At 63.1% G+C, this 18,974-nt stretch carries 15 protein-coding genes and 1 pseudogene; 7 read left to right on the forward strand and 9 right to left on the reverse strand.

What is annotated here, in order from left to right; translation table 11 throughout:
- Window positions 1-95: 95 nt before the first annotated feature.
- Window positions 96-731: a LysE family translocator gene (locus H621_RS0100330; protein WP_028941464.1), complete on the reverse strand. Its 636-nt coding sequence runs from the start codon at window positions 729-731 to the stop codon at window positions 96-98.
- A gap of 144 nt (window positions 732-875) precedes the next feature.
- Between H621_RS0100330 and H621_RS0100335 the strand changes: the two genes are divergently transcribed.
- Window positions 876-1,352 carry an Lrp/AsnC family transcriptional regulator gene (locus tag H621_RS0100335; protein WP_028941465.1) on the forward strand — a complete coding sequence of 159 codons (477 nt, stop codon included), beginning with the start codon at window positions 876-878 and terminating at the stop codon, window positions 1,350-1,352.
- 168 nt (window positions 1,353-1,520) lie between these two features.
- Here H621_RS0100335 and H621_RS0100340 read toward each other — a convergent pair whose 3' ends face one another.
- Both H621_RS0100340 and H621_RS0100345 read right to left on the reverse strand, forming a co-directional pair.
- Window positions 1,521-3,110 (reverse strand): ABC-F family ATP-binding cassette domain-containing protein, encoded by a 1,590-nt coding sequence (locus tag H621_RS0100340; RefSeq protein WP_028941466.1) that lies wholly within the window; start codon window positions 3,108-3,110, stop codon window positions 1,521-1,523.
- Between the two features lie 157 nt (window positions 3,111-3,267).
- A complete protein-coding gene (locus H621_RS0100345) occupies window positions 3,268-3,633 on the reverse strand; it encodes a glyoxalase superfamily protein (protein ID WP_028941467.1) in 366 nt (121 codons plus the stop codon).
- 191 nt (window positions 3,634-3,824) lie between these two features.
- Between H621_RS0100345 and H621_RS26715 the strand changes: the two are divergent.
- A pseudogene (locus H621_RS26715) lies at window positions 3,825-4,228 on the forward strand (RidA family protein).
- Here the strand turns inward: H621_RS26715 and H621_RS0100360 are convergent.
- From H621_RS0100360 to H621_RS0100375, 4 genes are all read right to left on the reverse strand, one after another.
- Window positions 4,225-5,478, reverse strand: coding sequence for a carbohydrate porin (locus H621_RS0100360; RefSeq protein WP_028941468.1), 1,254 nt, complete (start codon window positions 5,476-5,478; stop codon window positions 4,225-4,227). The pseudogene H621_RS26715 and the gene H621_RS0100360 overlap by 4 nt on opposite strands.
- A gap of 85 nt (window positions 5,479-5,563) precedes the next feature.
- The gene (locus H621_RS0100365; protein WP_028941469.1) at window positions 5,564-7,981 is read right to left on the reverse strand and encodes a glucose/quinate/shikimate family membrane-bound PQQ-dependent dehydrogenase; all 2,418 of its coding nucleotides are present in this window, start codon (window positions 7,979-7,981) and stop codon (window positions 5,564-5,566) included.
- Window positions 7,982-8,075: 94 nt separating this feature from the next.
- Complete coding sequence (locus tag H621_RS0100370) at window positions 8,076-8,534, reverse strand: metallophosphoesterase family protein (protein WP_028941470.1); 459 nt, start codon at window positions 8,532-8,534, stop codon at window positions 8,076-8,078.
- A gap of 20 nt (window positions 8,535-8,554) precedes the next feature.
- A complete protein-coding gene (locus tag H621_RS0100375; protein ID WP_028941471.1) occupies window positions 8,555-9,433 on the reverse strand; it encodes a LysR substrate-binding domain-containing protein in 879 nt (292 codons plus the stop codon).
- Window positions 9,434-9,565: 132 nt separating this feature from the next.
- Between H621_RS0100375 and H621_RS0100380 the strand changes: the two genes are divergently transcribed.
- The 4 genes from H621_RS0100380 to H621_RS0100395 are packed head-to-tail and all read left to right on the forward strand — an operon-like array spanning window position 9,566 to window position 13,791.
- Window positions 9,566-10,618: an agmatine deiminase family protein gene (locus H621_RS0100380; protein ID WP_028941472.1), complete on the forward strand. Its 1,053-nt coding sequence runs from the start codon at window positions 9,566-9,568 to the stop codon at window positions 10,616-10,618.
- A gap of 4 nt (window positions 10,619-10,622) precedes the next feature.
- On the forward strand, window positions 10,623-11,531 hold the full coding sequence (gene aguB / locus H621_RS0100385; RefSeq protein WP_028941473.1) for an N-carbamoylputrescine amidase: 909 nt from the start codon (window positions 10,623-10,625) through the stop codon (window positions 11,529-11,531).
- Between the two features lies 1 nt (window position 11,532).
- A complete protein-coding gene (locus H621_RS0100390) occupies window positions 11,533-12,636 on the forward strand; it encodes an extracellular solute-binding protein (protein ID WP_028941474.1) in 1,104 nt (367 codons plus the stop codon).
- Window positions 12,637-12,666: 30 nt separating this feature from the next.
- Entirely contained in the window at window positions 12,667-13,791 is a 1,125-nt protein-coding gene (locus H621_RS0100395) for an agmatine deiminase family protein (protein WP_028941475.1), read from the forward strand.
- Window positions 13,792-13,801: 10 nt separating this feature from the next.
- Here the strand turns inward: H621_RS0100395 and H621_RS0100400 are convergent, their stop codons facing one another.
- Entirely contained in the window at window positions 13,802-14,548 is a 747-nt protein-coding gene (locus H621_RS0100400; RefSeq protein WP_028941476.1) for a hypothetical protein, read from the reverse strand.
- A gap of 341 nt (window positions 14,549-14,889) precedes the next feature.
- A complete protein-coding gene (locus tag H621_RS0100405) occupies window positions 14,890-15,792 on the reverse strand; it encodes a LysR substrate-binding domain-containing protein (protein ID WP_028941477.1) in 903 nt (300 codons plus the stop codon).
- Window positions 15,793-15,944: 152 nt separating this feature from the next.
- On the opposite strand from H621_RS0100405, the gene ydiJ reads away from it, so the two are divergent.
- Window positions 15,945-18,965 (forward strand): D-2-hydroxyglutarate dehydrogenase YdiJ, encoded by a 3,021-nt coding sequence (ydiJ, locus tag H621_RS0100410; RefSeq protein WP_028941478.1) that lies wholly within the window; start codon window positions 15,945-15,947, stop codon window positions 18,963-18,965.
- The last annotated feature ends 9 nt before the right edge of the window (window positions 18,966-18,974 follow it).

An 18,974-nucleotide genomic window follows, 5' to 3' on the forward strand; every position in this document is an offset into this window, starting at 1 on the left:
AATAGCGCACGCAGCCACGATAATACATCCCGTGCAGATCGGAAACGCCCAGTCATAGATTGGACCATGGTCGCAGTGAAAATCAGCGTAAATCGTCACCCGCCCAGCTCGCGCAGCAGCACCAGGCGCGCACCGAAGCCGATCAGCAGGGTGCCGAACAGGCGGTTCTGCAGCTTTTGTTTCCAGGGACTGGCGGCCACCCAGCGGCCCAGGCGATCACCGCTCAGGGCATAGAAGCTGTCGAATCCCAGCCCGACCACCACCAGCACCGCGCCGAGAATGGCAAATTGCTGGCCGATCGGTCCGCCCGTCTGGCTGATGAACTGTGGCAGCAACACCGAACAGAACAACAGGGCCTTGGGGTTGAGCAGGTTGGTCAGCAGTCCTTTTTTCAAGGCGGCCGACCAATGGCCAGGGTTGCGGGCCGTGGTTGTGCTGCTGGGCAAGGCCGAGACCGGAGCGCACAGCAACTGCCAGCCCAACCAGGCGAGGTACAACCCCCCGGCAATACTGAGCAGGTCGAAGGCCCAGGGGTGGGTTCGCAGCAGCGCCGCCAGCCCCAGGGCAGCCAGGGTGACATGAGCGGCTCGCGCCAGGGCCAGGCCCAGTGCGGTCATCAGGGCCTGGCGGCGGCCTTCGCTGGCGCCGGTATTGAGCAGCAGGAACATGTCCGGTCCGGGCACCAGGTACACCACCAGCAGTGCGGCGCAAAACATGCTGTATTGAGTCATTTCACCCACTCCCGGCAATCAATGGTCAGGCGAAAATTCTATGCCGGGAGGGGCTGGCAGGTGCTTGCGAAAGTTGCGTGGAATACAGGGTGTATTGATATAAACTGCCACGGTCAGTAAAGGAATATACCGATCATGCCAAAAATTACGCTGGACGCTTTTGACCGCAAGATTCTCGACGCCCTGCAGCGCAATGCTCGCCTGAGCAATGTGGAGCTTGCCGAAATGATCGGCCTGTCGCCGTCACCCTGCCTGCGTCGGGTCCGACTGCTGGAGGAAGCGGGGATGATCAAGGGCTATGCGGCCCAGCTGGACCGCAACGAAGTCGGCCTGGGCCTGACAGTGTTCGTCGGGGTCAAGGTCGAGCGCCATCACGAACCGGCCGCCCAGGCCTTTCAGAACGCGGTACTGGCTTTGCCCGAAGTGATTGCCGCGCACCTGGTGTCGGGTGAGTCGGATTTCCTGCTCCAGGTGGTGGTGCCGGACCTGCGCCGCTACGAACGCTTTCTGATCGACACCCTGCTCAAACTGCCGGGCGTCAGCGATATTCGCAGCAATTTCGCCATCCAGACGGTCAAGCCCCATGGGCCACTACCGTTGGGCCATCTGGCTGCACATTGAGCTGGACAGACTACTCAGTCAGGCGCACCATGAATTCAACGAAGCTTTGCCCGCTGACCTCGATACGTACCACGACCGCCGCCAATCGCGGGGCAGGTACGATAGTTTGAACACCAGGCAGCAGGGTAAACCAAGGCCCCGTCCAGCAATGGACGGGGCCTTGTCGTTTCAGCGTTCCAGTCGCCACGCGCGGTCCAGCCCCAACTGCTGCAAAAACATTGTGTCGTGCGAGGCCACCAGCAGGGCCCCGCGGTACTGGCACAGCATGTTTTCCAGGGCGGCGAGGGCGGGCAGGTCGAGGTGATTGCTCGGCTCATCCAGCAGCAATAGCTGCACCGGCGTATCGCCATAGAGCACACCCGCCAGGGCCGCCTTGAGGCGCTCCCCGCCACTGAGCACACCACTGGGCAGCTCCACCCGTTCGGCACCCAGGCCCAACTGCGCGAGACGCGTGCGCAGGCTGCTTTCATCGAGGCTGGCGGAGCGCCGGCGCAGGTAGTCGAGCACCGACTGCGTGGCAGGCAACAGGCTGCAGTGCTGATCGAGGTAGGCGACTTCAACGCGAACCTCGACGTGGCCGGAATGGGGTGCGAGAAGACCTGCCAGCACCTTGAGCAGCGTCGACTTGCCGCTGCCGTTGGCGCCGATCAGTGCGACCCGTTCGCCACTGTACAGGCACCCGTCCAGCGGTGCCTGTAGCGGATCACCGAAAGGCAGGCGCAGTGCCTGCAGCGTTAGCAGCGGGCTGCCCGCCTGTCGCGCAGGGGCCGGTGCCTGGAGGACGATGGCGTTGCTGGCCTCCACCCGCCGGGCAGCTTCACGCACCCTCTGCGCCATAGCCTGCCGGGCGGCCTGATGGTCGCGCTGCAGTTTGCCGGCAGTGGCTTCGCTGCGTTCCTGCCTGCGATCCAGGAGTATCTTCGCCTGGTTACTGTCGCGCGCCTCCCGGCCAGCCCTGGCCTGGCGCCGCTCTAGCCGCTCGCGTTGTTGCTGCAGCTCGCGGGCCTGGCGCTGACGTTCCAGCTTCAGGCGCTCCAGCGTGCGCTCGGCCTGGGCGCTTTCATCGGCCTTGCACTGGGCATACACACTGTAGTTGCCGCCGTAACTGGCCAGGCCAAGGGGCGAAAGCTCGACGATCCGCTGCATGTGCGCGAGCAGTTCACGGTCATGGCTGATTACCAGCAATCCCTTGTTCCATTCTTTGAGCAGGCTGAGCAGTTGGGCGCGAGCGGGACCGTCCAGGTGATTGCTCGGCTCATCGAGGATCAGGTAGTCGGCCTCACTGAGAAATGCCCCGAGCAAGGCCACGCGCATGGCCTGGCCGCCGCTCAGGGTGGCGACCGGCCGGTCTGCATCCAATTGTTCCAGCCCATGGCGCGCCAATTGCGCCTGCAGGCGCTCGCGCATATCCCAGCGTTCGCCCACGGTGTCGAAGTCGGCTTGCGAGCAACTGCCGGCCTCGATGCGGCGCAAGGCATCGAGCACCTCGCCGACCTGGGCCAGTTGCGCCACGGTGGTGTCGGGGCCGGCAATCTGCTGCGCCAGGCAATGCACCCGGCCAGTGGCACGGCAGTGCCCAGCGGTGGGTGCCAGGTTCCCGGCGAGGATTTGCGCAAGGATGCTCTTGCCCACGCCATTGCGCCCGACCAGGCCGGTGCGGCGCTGGTCGAAGCATTCATTCAGGTCGGTAAACAACGGCCTGCCATCGGGCAAGGCAAAGGCGACGCCATCGAGCGTCAGGATCGAGACAGGGGTCATACGACACTCCACGAAATGCCAGCAACGTCCCCGGTAAAGGGGGATGAAGACGGGCCGTCGAACAGACGGCGGCATTAATGGCGCATCGGACTACACCTCGGTGCGAGCGGTTCAGGTACGCAGCTTAGTGCGCGGTGCCTGGCAGGTAAAGCACCGTTCAGTCCTCGATCTGCTGACAGAAACGCAGGCGATTGCCGAACGGGTCGGCGATTTCCATTTGCAGGCCCCAGCCGACGTGCTGGGCTTCGGGGCGCGAATAGCCGTATTGCTTGGCAATCAGCTCGCGCTGCAGGGCCTGGATATCCTCGACGCGTGCAAACACGGTAGAGCCAGGCGTGCTGTCGCCGTGGTGCTCGCTCAGGTGCAGGATGAGCCCGTCGCGATGGACCTGGACATAGAGCGGCAGGGCGGGTTCGAAACGGTGTTCCCAGTCGAGGGTGAAGCCGAGAAAGTCCAAATAGAATTCCTTGGCTTTTTCCACCGAAAAGATGCGCAGAACCGGGATGGCGGGGGCGAGGTGCATTGAGAGGGCTCATCGAGTTGGGGTGAAGGCAGGATGATAGCAGGCACTTGGTAGCCGCTACCGCCTGGCAACTCTGCGACCGCTTTGCGGCCGATCGCAGCCTGGCGGCAGCGGCTACGCGTGCAGGGGCTTGACCTGAAGTTAAGTCGAGGTTCGACACTGCAGGCTCTTTCCACACAGGAGCCTCCCTCATGCCCAGCACCTTTCGCCTGTCCAACCCTCGGGGCCTCTACGACCCCAGCGCCAACGCCTATTCCCACGTCGCCGAGGTAAGCCCCGGGGCGATGCTGCTGTATATCGCCGGGCAGGGGGGGAGGACGTCGAGGGGCGGCTTTCAGCCAACTTTGCCGACCAGGCCCGCCAGGCTCTGGCCAACCTGCAGACGGCGTTGCAGTCGCGCGGCGCGGGGCTTGAGGATGTGTTCAAGCTGACGCTGCTGATCGTCGATCACTCGGCTGAAAAACTGCGTCAGTGGGTCGCTGAGTCCGACCGCGCCTGGGGCCCGCACATGAAGCCCACCTGCACGTTGATCCCGGTGCCAAGGCTCGCGCTGGGAGGCATGCAGGTGGAGATCGAGGCAGTGGCGGCGCGTTAGAACGTGGCCTTGACCTGCAAGCCCAGTACCAGGGCGTTGTCGATCTGCTCGCCCGAGAACGCCCCCGGCTCGATGATGTATTGCACATCCGGGCGCAAGGTCAGCCAGGGCGTGGCCTGGTAGCCGTAGCTCAGTTCAATCAGCTGTTCGGCGCTGTCCAGGTGGGGGAACGCCTCGCCGTTGGCCAGCGCGGCGTCCTGTTGCACGTCACGGCTGCGGGGGTTGGGCACGGCACGGCCATAGCCCAGGGCAACGGTATCGCGGGGGCGGCCTGCAAACGGCTTGTACAGCACCAGGCCTGTGCCATACCAGGTCTTGAAGGGCGACGCCGCCGCACTCGCGGCCGAGTACTGGCCGAACACGTGCAGGCTGCGGCCCGTTGAAGCTTGGGAGTTCCAGACGGCCTGATCGATCAGCAGGTAATGACCGCCCCGACCGGCCACTTCATCGTCGCTGCCAATACGCTTGGCATCGGAGCTGTCGTAGTAGTAACCCAGCTTGTATTCCCCAGGCAGGTCACCCGCGAGTTTGTACACCAGCTCGAGCGGCACCACGGTGCCGGTGGTGTGCTTGGGGCCCACGTGCCAGGCACGGCTGGCGTTGCCGTTGCTTTCGGGGTCGACATTGAATGCCGCCACGCGTAGCTGCCAGGCCGGCGACAGGTCGTATTTGACCCGTACCCCCAAGTGGGCGTTGGGGTAGTTGGTCCAGCCGCTACCGCCCGACATGTTCAGCGGATGCCCGCAGAAACCGGCGTTCATGAAGTTGCACAGGATGCCGCTGTCCAGCCCGCCCAGGTCGTTGCCCATGGCCATGTAGCCAAGCTTGACGTTCAGGGCCGGGGTGAACAGCGTGCGCTCGTAGCTCAGTTCGGTCAGGCGGGTGTAGAGGCCGCCGTAGTTTTCCTGGATCGGCAGGCGGTTGCCCACCAGGTCTTCGGAGGCGCTGTTGCCACGACGGTCGTTGAGGGTCAGTTGGACCTTGCCGCCATCGTCCACGGCGTACAGTTTTTCCAGGTCGAACTGCACGCCGAGCTTGATGTTCTGCGAGTAGCGCGCCGAGCGGTGCAGGCCGCCGTTGGCGTTATAGGCGGTCTCGCCGCTGTAGTCGCCGGTGAATTTGATGCCTTGTTCGTCCAACTGGTGGCGAAGGCCGCCCCAGTCACCGGTGAGGGTGGCGTCCTGGGCCAGGGTAGTGGTGCTGACAAGGGTGGTGAGCAGGCAGGAGGTAATGCGCAAAGCGGAAAGCATTGAGGGGTGTTCCTGAATCTTTGAGGCGATCGTGGGGCAAGCCCGCTCCTGCAAGGAGCGGGCTTGCCCGCAAAAAAGGGTTGAATCAAGGCAACGCGTAAGCCATCACATAGTCACCACGATCGGTGGACTGACGCGCGCCACCGGCCGTAATCACGATGTACTGCTTGCCGGTCTTGGGCGACACGTAGGTCATCGGTCCACCCTGGCTGCCCACGGGCAGGCGAGCTTTCCAGACTTCTTCACCATTACCGCTGTTGAAGGCGCGCAGGTAGAAGTCCTGGGTGCCGGCAATGAACACCAGGCCACCTTGGGTCGACAGGGTGCCGCCCAGCGTCGGCAGGCCGATGTTGATCGGCAGGTGCATGCGGATGCCCAGGGGACCGGTGTCTTCGACGGTGCCCACCGGTACTTGCCAGGCGATTTTCTGGGTCTTCATGTCGATGGCGGTGAGGGTGCCGAAAGGCGGTGCCTGGCATGGAATGCCGGCCACCGACAGGAAGCGGTTCTTGTTCACCGCGTACGGCGTGCCCTTGAGCGGTACCGCGCCCATGCCGGTGTTCAGCGCTTCACCACCGGAGGCGGCCTGGCCCTTGTTCTGCGACGGGATCATCTGAATCCACAAGCCCAGGCGCATATCGTTGACGAAGATAAAACCATGCACCGGGTCGGTAGACAGGCTGCCCCAGTTCATGCCACCCAAGGAGCCGGGGAAGCTCAGCGACAGGTCGGTGCCGGGCGCTGTGTACAGGCCGTCGTAGCGCATTTTCTTGAAGTCGATGCGGCACAGCAGTTGGTCAAACGGCGTTGCACCCCACATGTCTGCTTCGGTCAGTTGCTGGGCACCGATCTGCGGCATGCCTACCGACTTGGGCTGGGTCGGCGAGTAGGGTTCGTTGGGAATGTTACCCGCCTTGACCGGTACTTCATCGACCTGGGTCAACGGCTTGCCCGTGGCACGGTCGAGCACGAAGATCTGCCCGGCCTTGGTGCCGATCACTACTGCAGGCACCGACTGGCCATCGGCCTTGGTGAAGTCGATCAGGCTGGGTTGCATCGGCAGGTCGAAGTCCCAGAGGTCGTTGTGCACGGTCTGGTACACCCACTTTTCAGCACCGGTGCTGGCATCCAGGGCCAGCACCGAAGCGCCGTACTTGTGGTTCAGCGCGGTGCGCTCCACGCCATAGATGTCGGTGGACGAGCTGCCCATGGGCAGGAACAGGGTGTTCATGGCCGGGTCGTAGGACATCGGCGCCCAGCTGTTGGGCGTGCTGCGCACGTAGGTGGCGTCGCCTGTCGGGGCGTTGCGGTCTTCGGGGTTGCCTGGGTCGAAGGCCCAGCGCATCTGCCCGCTGATCACGTCAAAACCACGGATCACGCCACCGGGCATGTCGGTCTGCACGTTGTCGGCAATGCGCCCGCCGACCACCACGGTGGTGCCGGCCATCAGCGGCGCCGACGACAGTTGGTAGTAGCTGTCGGGCACATTGCCAAGGCCGGCCTTGAGGTCAACCTGGCCGTTGTTGCCAAAGCCCTGGCAGAACGCGCCGGTATCGGCATCCACCGCGATCAGGCGGGCGTCGATGGTGTTGGTCAGGAGGCGGCGCTGGCAGTTGGCACCCGCCGGTACGCTGGCGGCGATGATCGCCGAGCTGTCAGGCTGGGTCGGTTGGGCGACGGGGGCCGTGGCATCGAAGTAAGCCATGCCGCGGCAACGCTGCCACACGGCCGACTTGGCATTGATTTCATTCTTCCACAGCTCTTTGCCGGTATCGGCATCGAGAGCGATCAGGTTGTTGTGCGGGGTGCAGATGAACACCTTGTTACCGACCTGCAGCGGGGTCAACTGGTCTTCGGCACCGTTGCCGTCGCTGAGGGCCACGTCACCGGTGTGGTAGGTCCAGGCCACTTGCAGTTTGCTGACGGTGTCACGATTGATCTGGTCCAGCGCTGCGAAGCGGCTGCCACCCTCGGTGTTGCCGTAGTGGGCCCAGTCTTTTTGCGCCGTGGCAGGGTCTACCGGGGTGATGCCCGGGCCGGTGCCGGTCGGCGCGACGCTGGGGTGAGCGACGAACATATTGATCACCGCAATGACCAGCGCAACGGCCAGCACGCCGGCTACGCCATAGGCGCCACGGCCCGGCGTGGCGCCGTTGGCACGGGCCAGCAGCGGATAGACCAGCGTGACGACAAAACCAATCGCGCCAAACATGAACAGGCGCGAGAACAGCGGCCAGAACTGCAGCCCCACATCGGCCAGGGCCCAGATCGCGGTGGCCACCAGGAAGGCGGCGAACCACCAGGCACCGGCAGGCTTGCGGCGGGCAATCAGCAGGCCGGAAACCGCCATCGCCAGACCGCCGAGCAAGAAGTACCAGGAACCACCCAGGCCGGCCAGCTTTACACCGCCAGCGGCCAGTGCAAGGCCGAGCAGAGCGATGATCACGCCCAGGCCAACCAGGATGAATGAGGAGGCGCCAGCGGCGCGCGGTGCGTGCTTCATATCGAAAAAAACTCGAAGGGGGGGTGGCCGAATTATACCCTTAGCAAGCTAATTAACAAGTTAGTACATAATTTGCCGGGGCTTGCGTGAAGGGTCACTCCACCAAAGAGACTAGCTGCGGCTCCAGCAATTCGGGCAGTACTTCAAGCAACGCCAGGGTCACCGGCAACTTGAACCGCCTGGGGCCGGCGCTGCCCGGATTGAGGTACAAGCGCCCGCCGCGCCATTCGATCAAAGGCTTGTGCGAGTGGCCGGTGATCACCAGCCGGATGCCGTCATCGAGCAGCGCTGGCACATCGGCAATGTCATGCACGAGCAGCACCTGCCAGCCGTTGAGCGTGAAACGCAGGTGGTCGGCAAGGCTGCCGGCCCAGGCCAGGTTCAGGTCATTGTTGCCGCGCACCACCTGCAAGGGCGCGATGGCCGCCAGTTGCTGGAGTATTTCCGGCTTGCCGATATCGCCGGCATGGATGATCCGCTCGCAACCGCTCAAGGCGTCCAGCGCTTCAGGGCGGAGCAGGCCGTGGGTGTCGGAGATCACGCCAACTTTCATGCAGGGTTTCCGCGCCAGGGTCAAGTTGCCGGTAGTGTACCCGCGCCTTGCAGGTTGTCGTGCAACCAGCCACTGAAGCTTTGCGCCAAGGGGTCGTGTTCGCTGTCGCGATGGGTCAGCAAGGCCCAGTTCGGGCCGCGAATGGTCTGCTCCACCAAGGGTTGCAATAGCCCGTTTTCACGCGCCTGCTGGCTAAGCAGTTCGCTGACCAGGGCAACGCCCAGCCCCGAGATCGCGGCATCGAGCAACAGCCCTGGGTCGGAGAAATTCAACCCCTGGTCTTGCTGGCCGACATCGACGCCGGCTTCTACCGCCCAGTGGCTCCAGTCCATCTCCCGCTCGCCATGCAAGGTGGTGCGTTGCTCTCGAGGCAGCGCCATCACGCTGGGGTGACACGCCGGATAGAGGCGGTCGGCATGCAGCACTTTGAAGCTGCATTCGGCCTGGGCGCTGATGTCATCGCGCACTGCCAGGTCGATGGTCTGGCTGGCCATGTCGGGCACTTCGTCGGTGGTGAAGATCCACAAATCCACCTCCGGGTGCTGGCGGCGAAAGTCACCCAGGCGCGGCAGCAGCCAGTGCCGGGCGAACGCCGGGGTGGTGTTGAGCACCAATTGATTGGGCTTCTGGTATTGCCCCAGGCGACGGATGCCCACGGCCAATTGCTGCAGCATTGCCTGGGTGGTGCTGAGCAGGTCGTGCCCGGCATCGGTCAGGCTGACACTGCGCCCGCTGCGGAAAAACAAGGGCTGTTCCAGGTAGGCCTCAAGGCTGCGGATCTGTTGGCTGATGGCCGATTGGGTCAGGTGCAGCTCTTCGGCCGCCTTGTGAAAGCTGCCCAATCGGGCGGCCGCTTCAAAGCCGCGAAGGCTGCTCAGTGGGGGCCAGTGCTTGAGCATTGATAAGGTTTCCTAATCAGTTTTCTGCAAAATCCATCGTTTGTTTGCCCGTTTTTACAGCCTTAGCATGCATGCCAAGACCGCCAAGGCAGTTTTCATTGAACACAATGGCTTAACTCAAGGGTATTTGTCATGCAACAGAGCGACGTGCGTAACGAAGGGTGGTGGATGCCGGCAGAGTGGGTCCGGCACGCGGCAACCTGGATGGTATGGCCCCACAACCAGGCGCTGTGGGAGTCGGGCTGGGGCGTGACCCTGGCGCAAGTGCAGGAAGACTTTGCCCGCGTGGCCAACGCCATCGCCCGCTTCGAGCCGGTCAAGCTGGTGGTCGACCCTGCTGCGGTGGCCAGTGCCAAGGCCCTGTGCGGGCCAAACATCGAGTTGATCGCGCTGGCAGTGAACGACAGCTGGTGCCGGGATTCGGGCCCAAGCTTTGTGTGCCACCCACAGCAGGGTGTGGCGGGCGTTAGTTGGCGCTTCAATGCCTGGGGCGGCAAATCGGCCCATGACCTGGACGAAGGCCTGGCCCGCCGCGTACTCAATGGCCTGGGCCTGCCGTGCTTCGGCACGCCCTTGAGCAACGAAGGCGGCGCCATACATGTCGACGGCGAAGGCACGCTGATCACCACCGAGTCGGTGTTGCTCAACCCCAATCGCAATCCGGGCATGAGCAAGGCCGAAATGGAGCGTATCTTCAACCGCTTGCTGGGCATCAAGAAAACCATCTGGCTGCCGGGCGATCCCGACTACGTGACCGGCGACATGACCGATGGCCATGTCGATGGCGTGTGTGCCTTCGCTCGCCCCGGCGTGTTGCTGGTGGACGCCACCCATGACCAGGGTTCGGCATACGCCGAGGTGGTACGGGAAAACCGTCGTGCGCTGGAGCTGGCCACCGATGCCCAGGGCCGCCCCTTCGAGCTGATCGAACTGTTTGAGGCCAGCGAAGCGGTAGACACCGACGCCGAAGTGTTCTGCGCCTCCTACACCAACTTCTACATTGCCAACCACGCGATCATCATGCCGGCCTACGGCATCGATGCCGACCACGTGGCGGCGCAGGTATTGGCCCAGGCGTTTCCGGGGCGCGAAGTGGTACCGGTGCGCATCAACCACCTGGCCCATGGCGGTGGCGGGGTGCACTGCATCACCCAGCAGCAGCCGGCCTGGCCGGTGGAGGGTTGATGCCATGAGCCTGCTGACCGTCGCCACCACCCAGATGCCTTGCACCTGGAACCTTGAACACAACCTCGACCACGCCGAGCAGCTGGTGCGAGAGGCCGCAGCCAAGGGCGCCCGGCTGGTCCTGCTGCAAGAGCTGTTTGCCACGCCGTACTTCTGCATCGAGCAAAGCCACAAGCACCTGGCGCTGGCCGAGGAGTACCGCGACAGCAAGGTACTCAAGCGTTTCGCCGCACTGGCACGGGAACTGGAAGTGGTGCTGCCGTTGAGCTGGTTCGAGCGGGCCGGCAACGCCTGGTTCAATTCCCTGAGCGTGGCCGATGCCGATGGGCAGTTGCTCGGTGTGTACCGCAAGACCCACATCCCCAACGCCATCGGCTACCAGGAGAAGGAGTACTTCAGTCCCGGCGATACCGGCTTCAGGGTCTGGGACACCGCTGCCGGGCGCATTGGCGTGGGCATCTGCTGGGACCAGTGGTTTCCCGAGACCGCCCGCTGCCTGGCATTGATGGGCGCCGAAATCCTGCTGTTTCCCACCGCCATCGGCTCGGAGCCTGGCTGTGCTGGATTGGATTCTCGTGATCACTGGCAGATGGCGATGCGCGGTCATGCCGCCGCCAACATCCTGCCGGTGGTGGCGGCCAACCGTGTCGGCCGGGAAGTGGCGACCACCGATGCGCACTTGCAGATGGACTTCTATGGCTCCTCCTTCATCTGCGACCACAAGGGCAAGTTGTTGGCAGAGGCCGACCGCAGCAGTACCGGTGTGATGCTGAGCAGTCTGGACCTGGCAGCGATGGCCGAAGAGCGCCTGAGCTGGGGCATTTACCGCGACCGCCGGCCGGAAATGTACGGACCGCTGTTGAGCCAGGACGGCCGTCACCTCAATGCTCGCTGGAACGCCCAAGGAGTCTGATATGAACGCTGCCCACAACCGTCTGCTGTGCGTGCTGGGCCTTGCCCTGGGGTGCAGCATGGCATCGCTGCACGCCGAAGAGAAAACCCTGCGGCTGTACAACTGGGCCGACTACTTTGCCGAGGACACCCTGGCCAGGTTCACCGCCGAAACCGGTATCAAGGTGATCTATGACGTCATGGACGGCAGCGAAACCCTGGAAGCCAAGCTGATGGCTGGCGGTAGCGGCTATGACCTGATCTTCCCCGGCGACACTGTGGCTGAGCGCCTGATGCGTGCCGGCGGCCTGAAGGTGCTGGATCAATCCAGGCTCACCGCCATGAACGATATCGAGCCTGGCCTGCAAAAACTGCGCACGCACTATGTGCATTCAAGCCCTGCTACCGTGCCTTATACCTGGGGCACCATCGGCCTGACCTACAACGCCGAGCAGATCGGCCAGCGCATGCCCGATGCGCCGGTCGACAGCCTGGACATGCTGTTCAAACCGGAGCTTGCGGCCAGGTTCGCCGACTGCGGCATTTCGATGATCGACTCGCCCGATGAAGTGCTGGCGGTGGTGCTCAATTACCTGGGCCGCGAACCGCGCAGTGGGCGACGTGAAGACCTGGCCGCGGCCAGCGAGGTACTGCTCAGGATTAGGCCTTACATTCGCAAGTTCCAGTCCCAGCCGGTGACCGATCTGGTCAACGGCAACCTATGCCTGTCGTTGGGCTACAGCGGTGACATGACCCAGGCGCAGCGCACCGCCGACAGTGCCGGCAAAACCACCCGGTTCCAGTACCGCGTTCCCAGGGAGGGGACTACCTTATGGATGGACACCATGGCGATTCCGGTGGACGCCAGGCATCCGGAGTACGCCTATGCCTTCATCAACTTTGTCATGCGCCCGCAGAACATGGCTGCAATCAGTAACTTCACCGGCTATCCCACGTCCAACGCCAAGGCGCGCCCGGATGTCGAGGCGAGCATGCGCAATAACCCGGACATTTACCTGGACGAGGCCACGTACGAGCGGCTGATTCCAGGCCAGGACATTCCTCAGGCCGACATGCGCGCCCGCATGCGCACCTGGACCAAATTCAAGACCGCCACCGCGCAGTAAGTGCTCCGGCAACCCTTCAAGGACTCATCTATGACGACGCGTCGTGACTTCATCAAACAGGCTTCGGTCGTTGCCGGCATCAGCGCGGCCGTGGCGCTCGGGCTCGGTCTCAACCCCGCGCGCGCCCACGCTGCCAGCGCGGGCACCTGGCGCATGCCCGATGAAGGTGACCGCCACCAGCGGGCGTTTATCGCCTTTGGCGCCCAGGAAGACATCTGGGAAGACTTTACCGCCGACGTGCAGCAAGCCATCGGCGAGATCGCCCGCACCATCGCGCATTACCAGCCGGTCACGGTGTTCTGCCGCAAGCACGAACGGGCGCTTGCCGAGGAGCGCTGCGGCACCGCCAACATCACCTACGTCATTACCGAACTGGATGATGTGTGGATGCGTGATACCAGCGCCAACTTTGTCATCGATGACGAGGGCGGCGTGGGTGCGGTGGACTTCAACTTCAACGGCTGGGGCAACAAGCAGCAGCACGAAGACGATGCGCAGCTGGCCGGGCTGGTCGCCGACAGGACGGATGCACACTACATCCAGAGCGAGCTGGTGGGCGAGGGCGGGGGTATCGAGGTGGATGGCCACGGTACGGGGATCATGACCGAAAGCAGTTGGATCAATCGCAACCGTAATCCCGACTGGAGCAAGGCCGAAGTCGAGAAAGAACTCAAGGCGCGCCTGGGCCTGCGCAAAATCATCTGGCTGCCGGGCATCAAGGGCAAGGACATTACCGACGCCCATGTCGACTTCTATGCCCGCTTCGTCAAACCCGGGGTCGTGATTGCCAACCTCGACACCGATCCCGATTCATACGACCACAAGGTCACGTTGGCCCACCTGGAAATCCTCAAAAAGGCCACCGATGCCGAGGGTCGCCCCTTGCAGGTGCTTACCCTGTCGCCACCGCTCAAACCGCGCAAAAGCAAATTCAGCAGGAACAACCCTGACTTTGCCGCCGGTTACATCAATTACTTCGTCATCAATGGTGCGGTCATTGCGCCCGAGTTTGGTGACAACACGGCAGACGCTGCTGCTTATGACCTGTTGTCACAGTGCTACCCCGGCCGCGAAGTGGTGCAACTGAACATCGACGCCATTGCCGCGGGCGGCGGTGGCATCCACTGCGTGACCAGCCATCAGCCGAAGGCTTGACCCGCAAGCGTCAGAACACCAAGCCCAGCTTGGCGCCATATTCATTTCGGGTTTGCTTGTCGAAGTTGTTGATGAGGAACTGGCCATCCAGCGCGTATTTGAAATGGCTGTAGTACAGCGTGGCCATCACCGGGAAGTTCCCCTGCTGATTGAACAATACCTGCAGTTCGGCATAGGGGTTGCTGGTATCTTTCAAGTCCAGGCTGTCATCGCCGACGCGACTGATATCCAACTGCGAATCGCCATCAGTTGTTTTACGCACGCCGGCTTCCAATCGCACGGTGGCCGTGGTGAAAAGATGGTTATAGCCAATTGCAAGTTTGGCGAAAGGCGTGCGGCTGGTGAGGTCAATGTCGTACTTGCTGTAGTCGGGGTGAAAGCGGTTCCATTTGTAGCCTGCGCCCAGCAGCACATCGATAAAGTTGCTGTCATCCAGTGCCATGCGCCAGCCCAGGTCCAGGTCGGCCTGGGCGTCCTTGACCCGCTCTCCCTGGCGCTCCACGTACTGGCCACTGAGCTCGGCGTGATAAACCAGACCGCTCTGCGCCGTGAGTTTATTGCCGTAGTTAATGAACAGGCCACCTTCAGGTATATATTCCGTATCGCTGGAGCGTTGGCCTTCAAATTCCAGTTCGCTATAGTTCCCGATCAGGCCCACCGTAAACACCGGGTCAGTAGAGGGTGCGGCAACGGAAAGGGCAGGCAGGGCGCTTGTTAGCGCACCGGTAACAGCGGCAACCATTATTGTTGTTTTCATCAGGGACACCTTCGGCGCACCGGAGGTCCGTTGCGGACCTGTTAATTAGCAACATAGCTGCTCTTTTTCTATGTGTAGGACTGCGCCGTAAAAATAATGGCAATTTGCTAGGAATGGGGGCTCTGAAGCGCGTGGTAGCCGCTGTCGAACGGCGTGTCTACTGCCTTTGTGATTAATCGTAAGTTACATTTCTACTGTCAGTGCCTGGGCCCGGGTTTCGCCAGTAGTTGCTGGCTTAAATAAGTTGACGCCAATAATAAGCGTGCCATTTTATGGGGTTGAAGTATCAACTGGCGTTTTTAAAGCAAATCTGTTTATCAGGCAGTCGGTTCTTGACTACATTAATCGGCCAGTCCCTTTCCAGCCTTGTCCAGCAACCATTCCCGAAACGCTTGCAGCGCCGGTAACGCCTGATTGCGCGGTGGATAGACCAGGTAATAACTGCGGGCACTGGCATAAGGCAGGGCAGGGCTGCACAGTTCGCCGCTGGCCAGCTCTTCGGTGATCAGGATACGCGGCACCAGGCCGATGCCGATGTCGGCGCGCACGGCCTGGATCAGGTGCGAAGTCAGTTCAAAACTCGGCCCCAGGCGCATGGCCTGGTGTGCAAGGCCGTGGTGGGTGAACCACTCGCCCCAGGCATTGGGGTTGTTGGCCACGCTGAGCAGTACCTGCTGGCTGATGTCCTGGGGGCTCCACGCTGGGCGAGTGGCGGCCAGCGTGGGGGAAAGAATGACCATCAGTTCTTCGGCGTGCAGGCGATGGCAGATCAGTCCGGGCAGGTCGCTGGTGGCCACTATGATGGCGGCGTCGATGCCGCTGGTGGCGAAGTCCACCGGTTCGATCCGTGAATTGATATGCACCATCACCTCAGGATGGCTGCGGTAGAACGCATGCAGGCGCGGCAGCAGCCATTTCGAGCCAAAGGTAGGCAGGGTCGCCAGGCGCAGGCTGCCGCCGCCGGCCTGGTGGGCAATGGCGTGCAACGTGGCGCTGCGCACCCGGCCCAGGGCCTCGGCGATTTCGCGCTGATACAGGCGGCCGACATTGGTGAGTTTGACTGTGCGGCCTTCGCGGCGAAACAGCATCACCCCCAGTTGCTGCTCCAGCGCCTGGACCTGGCGGCTGACCGCGCTCTGGGTCAGCGACAACTCCACGGCGGCGCGGGTGTAGCTTTCATGCCGGGCGGCAGCCTCAAAGGCCAGCAATAACGACATGGACGGGGTGAGGTTGCGGTAATTCATTCGTAAAAGTCATCAAAGGTTGCGGGAATATCCGTTTGTGCCGGGCGCAAGGCTACGGGATCATTGGCATCATCCACTACCCGGCGGTGTACTGACCATACCGTTTCGGCACATATTCCTGATTAGCCTGACATAAATGAGGCCATCCCCCGATGATCGCCCGACTGACCGGCACTGCACCGGCCACGCTGTACCCTGATTTCCTCGACGCGCTGCGCAGTGCAGGTTTCCGTGGCCAGCTCAGCGCTGACTACGCCACCCGCACGGTGTTGGCCACCGACAACTCCATCTACCAGCGCCTGCCCCAGGCCGCTGTGTTCCCCGTGGACGCCGACGACGTCGCTCGCATTGCCAGCCTGATGGCCGAGCCACGCTTCAAGGACGTCAAGCTCACACCGCGCGGTGGCGGCACCGGCACCAATGGCCAGTCGCTGACCGACGGCATCGTCGTCGACCTGTCGCGGCACATGAACACCATCCTCGACATCAATGTCGAGGAGCGCTGGGTGCGGGTCCAGGCCGGTGTGGTCAAGGACCAGCTCAACGCCGCGCTCAAGCCACATGGCTTGTTCTTCGCCCCGGAACTGTCGACGTCCAACCGCGCCACCGTCGGCGGCATGATCAACACCGACGCCAGCGGCCAGGGCAGCTGCACCTACGGCAAGACCCGCGACCACGTCCTGGAGCTGCATAGCGTGTTGCTCGGCGGCCAGCGCCTGCATACCCGGCCCTTGAGCGACGCCGAACTGGAGGCTGCCTGTGCCGAGCCCGGTCGCGCCGGTGAGGTGTATCGCACCGCACGACGGATCCAGGAAACCCAGGCCGAGCTGATCGAGCAGACCTTCCCCAAGCTCAACCGCTGCCTGACCGGCTATGACCTGGCGCACCTGCGTGATGAACAAGGGCGCTTCAACCTCAATAGCGTGCTGTGTGGCGCCGAAGGTTCGCTGGGTTATGTGGTCGAGGCCAAGCTCAATGTGCTGCCGATTCCCAAATACGCCGTGCTGGTCAACGTGCGCTACACCAGTTTCATGGACGCCCTGCGCGACGCCAATGCACTGATGGCGCACAAGCCGCTGTCGATCGAAACCGTCGATTCCAAGGTATTGATGCTGGCGATGAAAGACATCGTCTGGCACAGCGTTGCCGAATATTTCCCCGCCGACGCCGAACGCCCGACCCTGGGCATCAACCTGGTGGAGTTCTGCGGGGATGACCCGGCCGAAGTGAATGCGCGGGTGCAAGCCTTTGTCGCACACTTGCAGGCCGACAAGGGCGTGGAGCGCCTGGGCCACACCCTGGCCGAAGGCGCCGAGGCGGTGACCCGGGTCTACACGATGCGCAAGCGCTCGGTGGGCCTGTTGGGCAACGTCGAAGGTGAAGTGCGCCCGCAGCCGTTCGTGGAAGACACCGCCGTACCGCCGGAGCAACTGGCCGACTACATTGCCGATTTCCGTGCCTTGCTCGACAGCTATGGCCTGGCCTACGGCATGTTCGGCCACGTCGATGCCGGCGTGCTGCATGTGCGCCCGGCCCTGGACATGAAAGACCCCGCCCAGGCCGCGCTGGTCAAGCCGATTTCCGATGCCGTGGCGGCGCTGACCCTGCGTTACGGTGGCCTGCTGTGGGGCGAGCATGGCAAGGGCCTGCGCTCGGAGTACGTGCCCGAGTACTTCGGTGAGCTGTACCCGTCGCTGCAGGCGCTCAAGGGCGCATTCGACCCGCACAACCAGCTCAACCCCGGCAAGATCTGCACCCCGCCCGACAGCGCCCAGGGCCTGATCAAGGTCAACGAGGCACCGCTGCGCGGCGACTACGACCGCCAGATCGACGAGCGCGTGTGGCAAAGCTTCGGCAGCGCCGTGCATTGCAACGGCAACGGCGCTTGCTACAACTACGACCCCAACGACGCCATGTGCCCCTCGTGGAAAGCCACCCGCGAACGCCAGCACTCCCCCAAGGGCCGTGCCTCGCTGATTCGCGAATGGCTGCGCCTGCAGGGCGCCGCCAGTATTGACGTGCTCGACGTCGCCAAGGGCAAGGTGGCCTGGCTCAAGGGCCTGCCGACGCGCCTGCGCAACAACCTGGCGCGCAACAAGGGCGAGGCGGATTTCTCCCATGAGGTGTACGACGCCATGGCCGGCTGCCTGGCATGCAAATCCTGCGCGGGGCAGTGCCCGATCAAGGTCAACGTGCCTGAGTTCCGCTCACGCTTTCTTGAGCTCTACCATGGGCGCTACCAGCGGCCGCTGCGTGACTACCTGATCGGTTCGCTGGAGTTCAGCATTCCGTACCTGGCCCATGCCCCCGGCCTGTACAACGCCGTGATGGGGTCGAAGTGGGTGAGCACATTGCTGGAGCGTCATGTCGGCATGCTCGACAGCCCCTTGATCAGCCGCTACAACCTGCAGGCCACGCTGACCCGCTGCAATGTGCGCATGGCCAGCATCCCGGCGCTGCGTGAACTGACTCCGGCCCAGCGCGAGCGCAGCATCGTCCTGGTCCAGGACGCCTTTACTCGCTACTTCGAGACCCCGGTGCTGGCGGCCTTTATCGACCTGGTCCACCGCCTGGGCCACCGCGTGTACCTGGCGCCCTACAGCGCCAACGGCAAGCCGCTGCACGTACAGGGCTTCCTCGGTGCCTTCAACAAGGCGGCGATCCGCAATGCTCGCCAGCTCAGCGCCCTGGCCGAGTGCGGCGTGCCGCTGGTGGGCCTGGACCCGGCGATGACCCTGGTGTACCGCCAGGAGTACCAGAAAGTGCCAGGCCTGGGTGGCTGCCCGACCGTGCTGCTGCCCCAGGAGTGGTTGATGGACGTACTGCCCGAGCAGCCGACCCGCGTCACCGCTACCTACCGGTTGATGGCCCACTGCACCGAGAAGACCAACGTCCCTGCCAGTACCCGCCAGTGGGAGCAGGTGTTCGCCCGCCTGGGCCTGAAACTGTCCACCGAAGCCACCGGCTGCTGCGGCATGTCGGGTACCTACGGTCACGAAGCCCGCAACCAGGACACCTCCAAGGTCATCTTCGAGCAGTCCTGGGCGGGCAAGCTGGACAAGGAAGGGGAGGCGCTGGCCACGGGGTATTCATGCCGTAGCCAGGTCAAGCGCCAGGCCGACCGCACCTTGCGCCATCCGTTGGAAGTGGTGTTGCAGCAACTCAATGCCTAGGCCGCTCCC

The sequence above is a fragment of the Pseudomonas vranovensis DSM 16006 genome, from assembly GCF_000425805.1.
GTDB lineage: Bacteria > Pseudomonadota > Gammaproteobacteria > Pseudomonadales > Pseudomonadaceae > Aquipseudomonas > Aquipseudomonas vranovensis.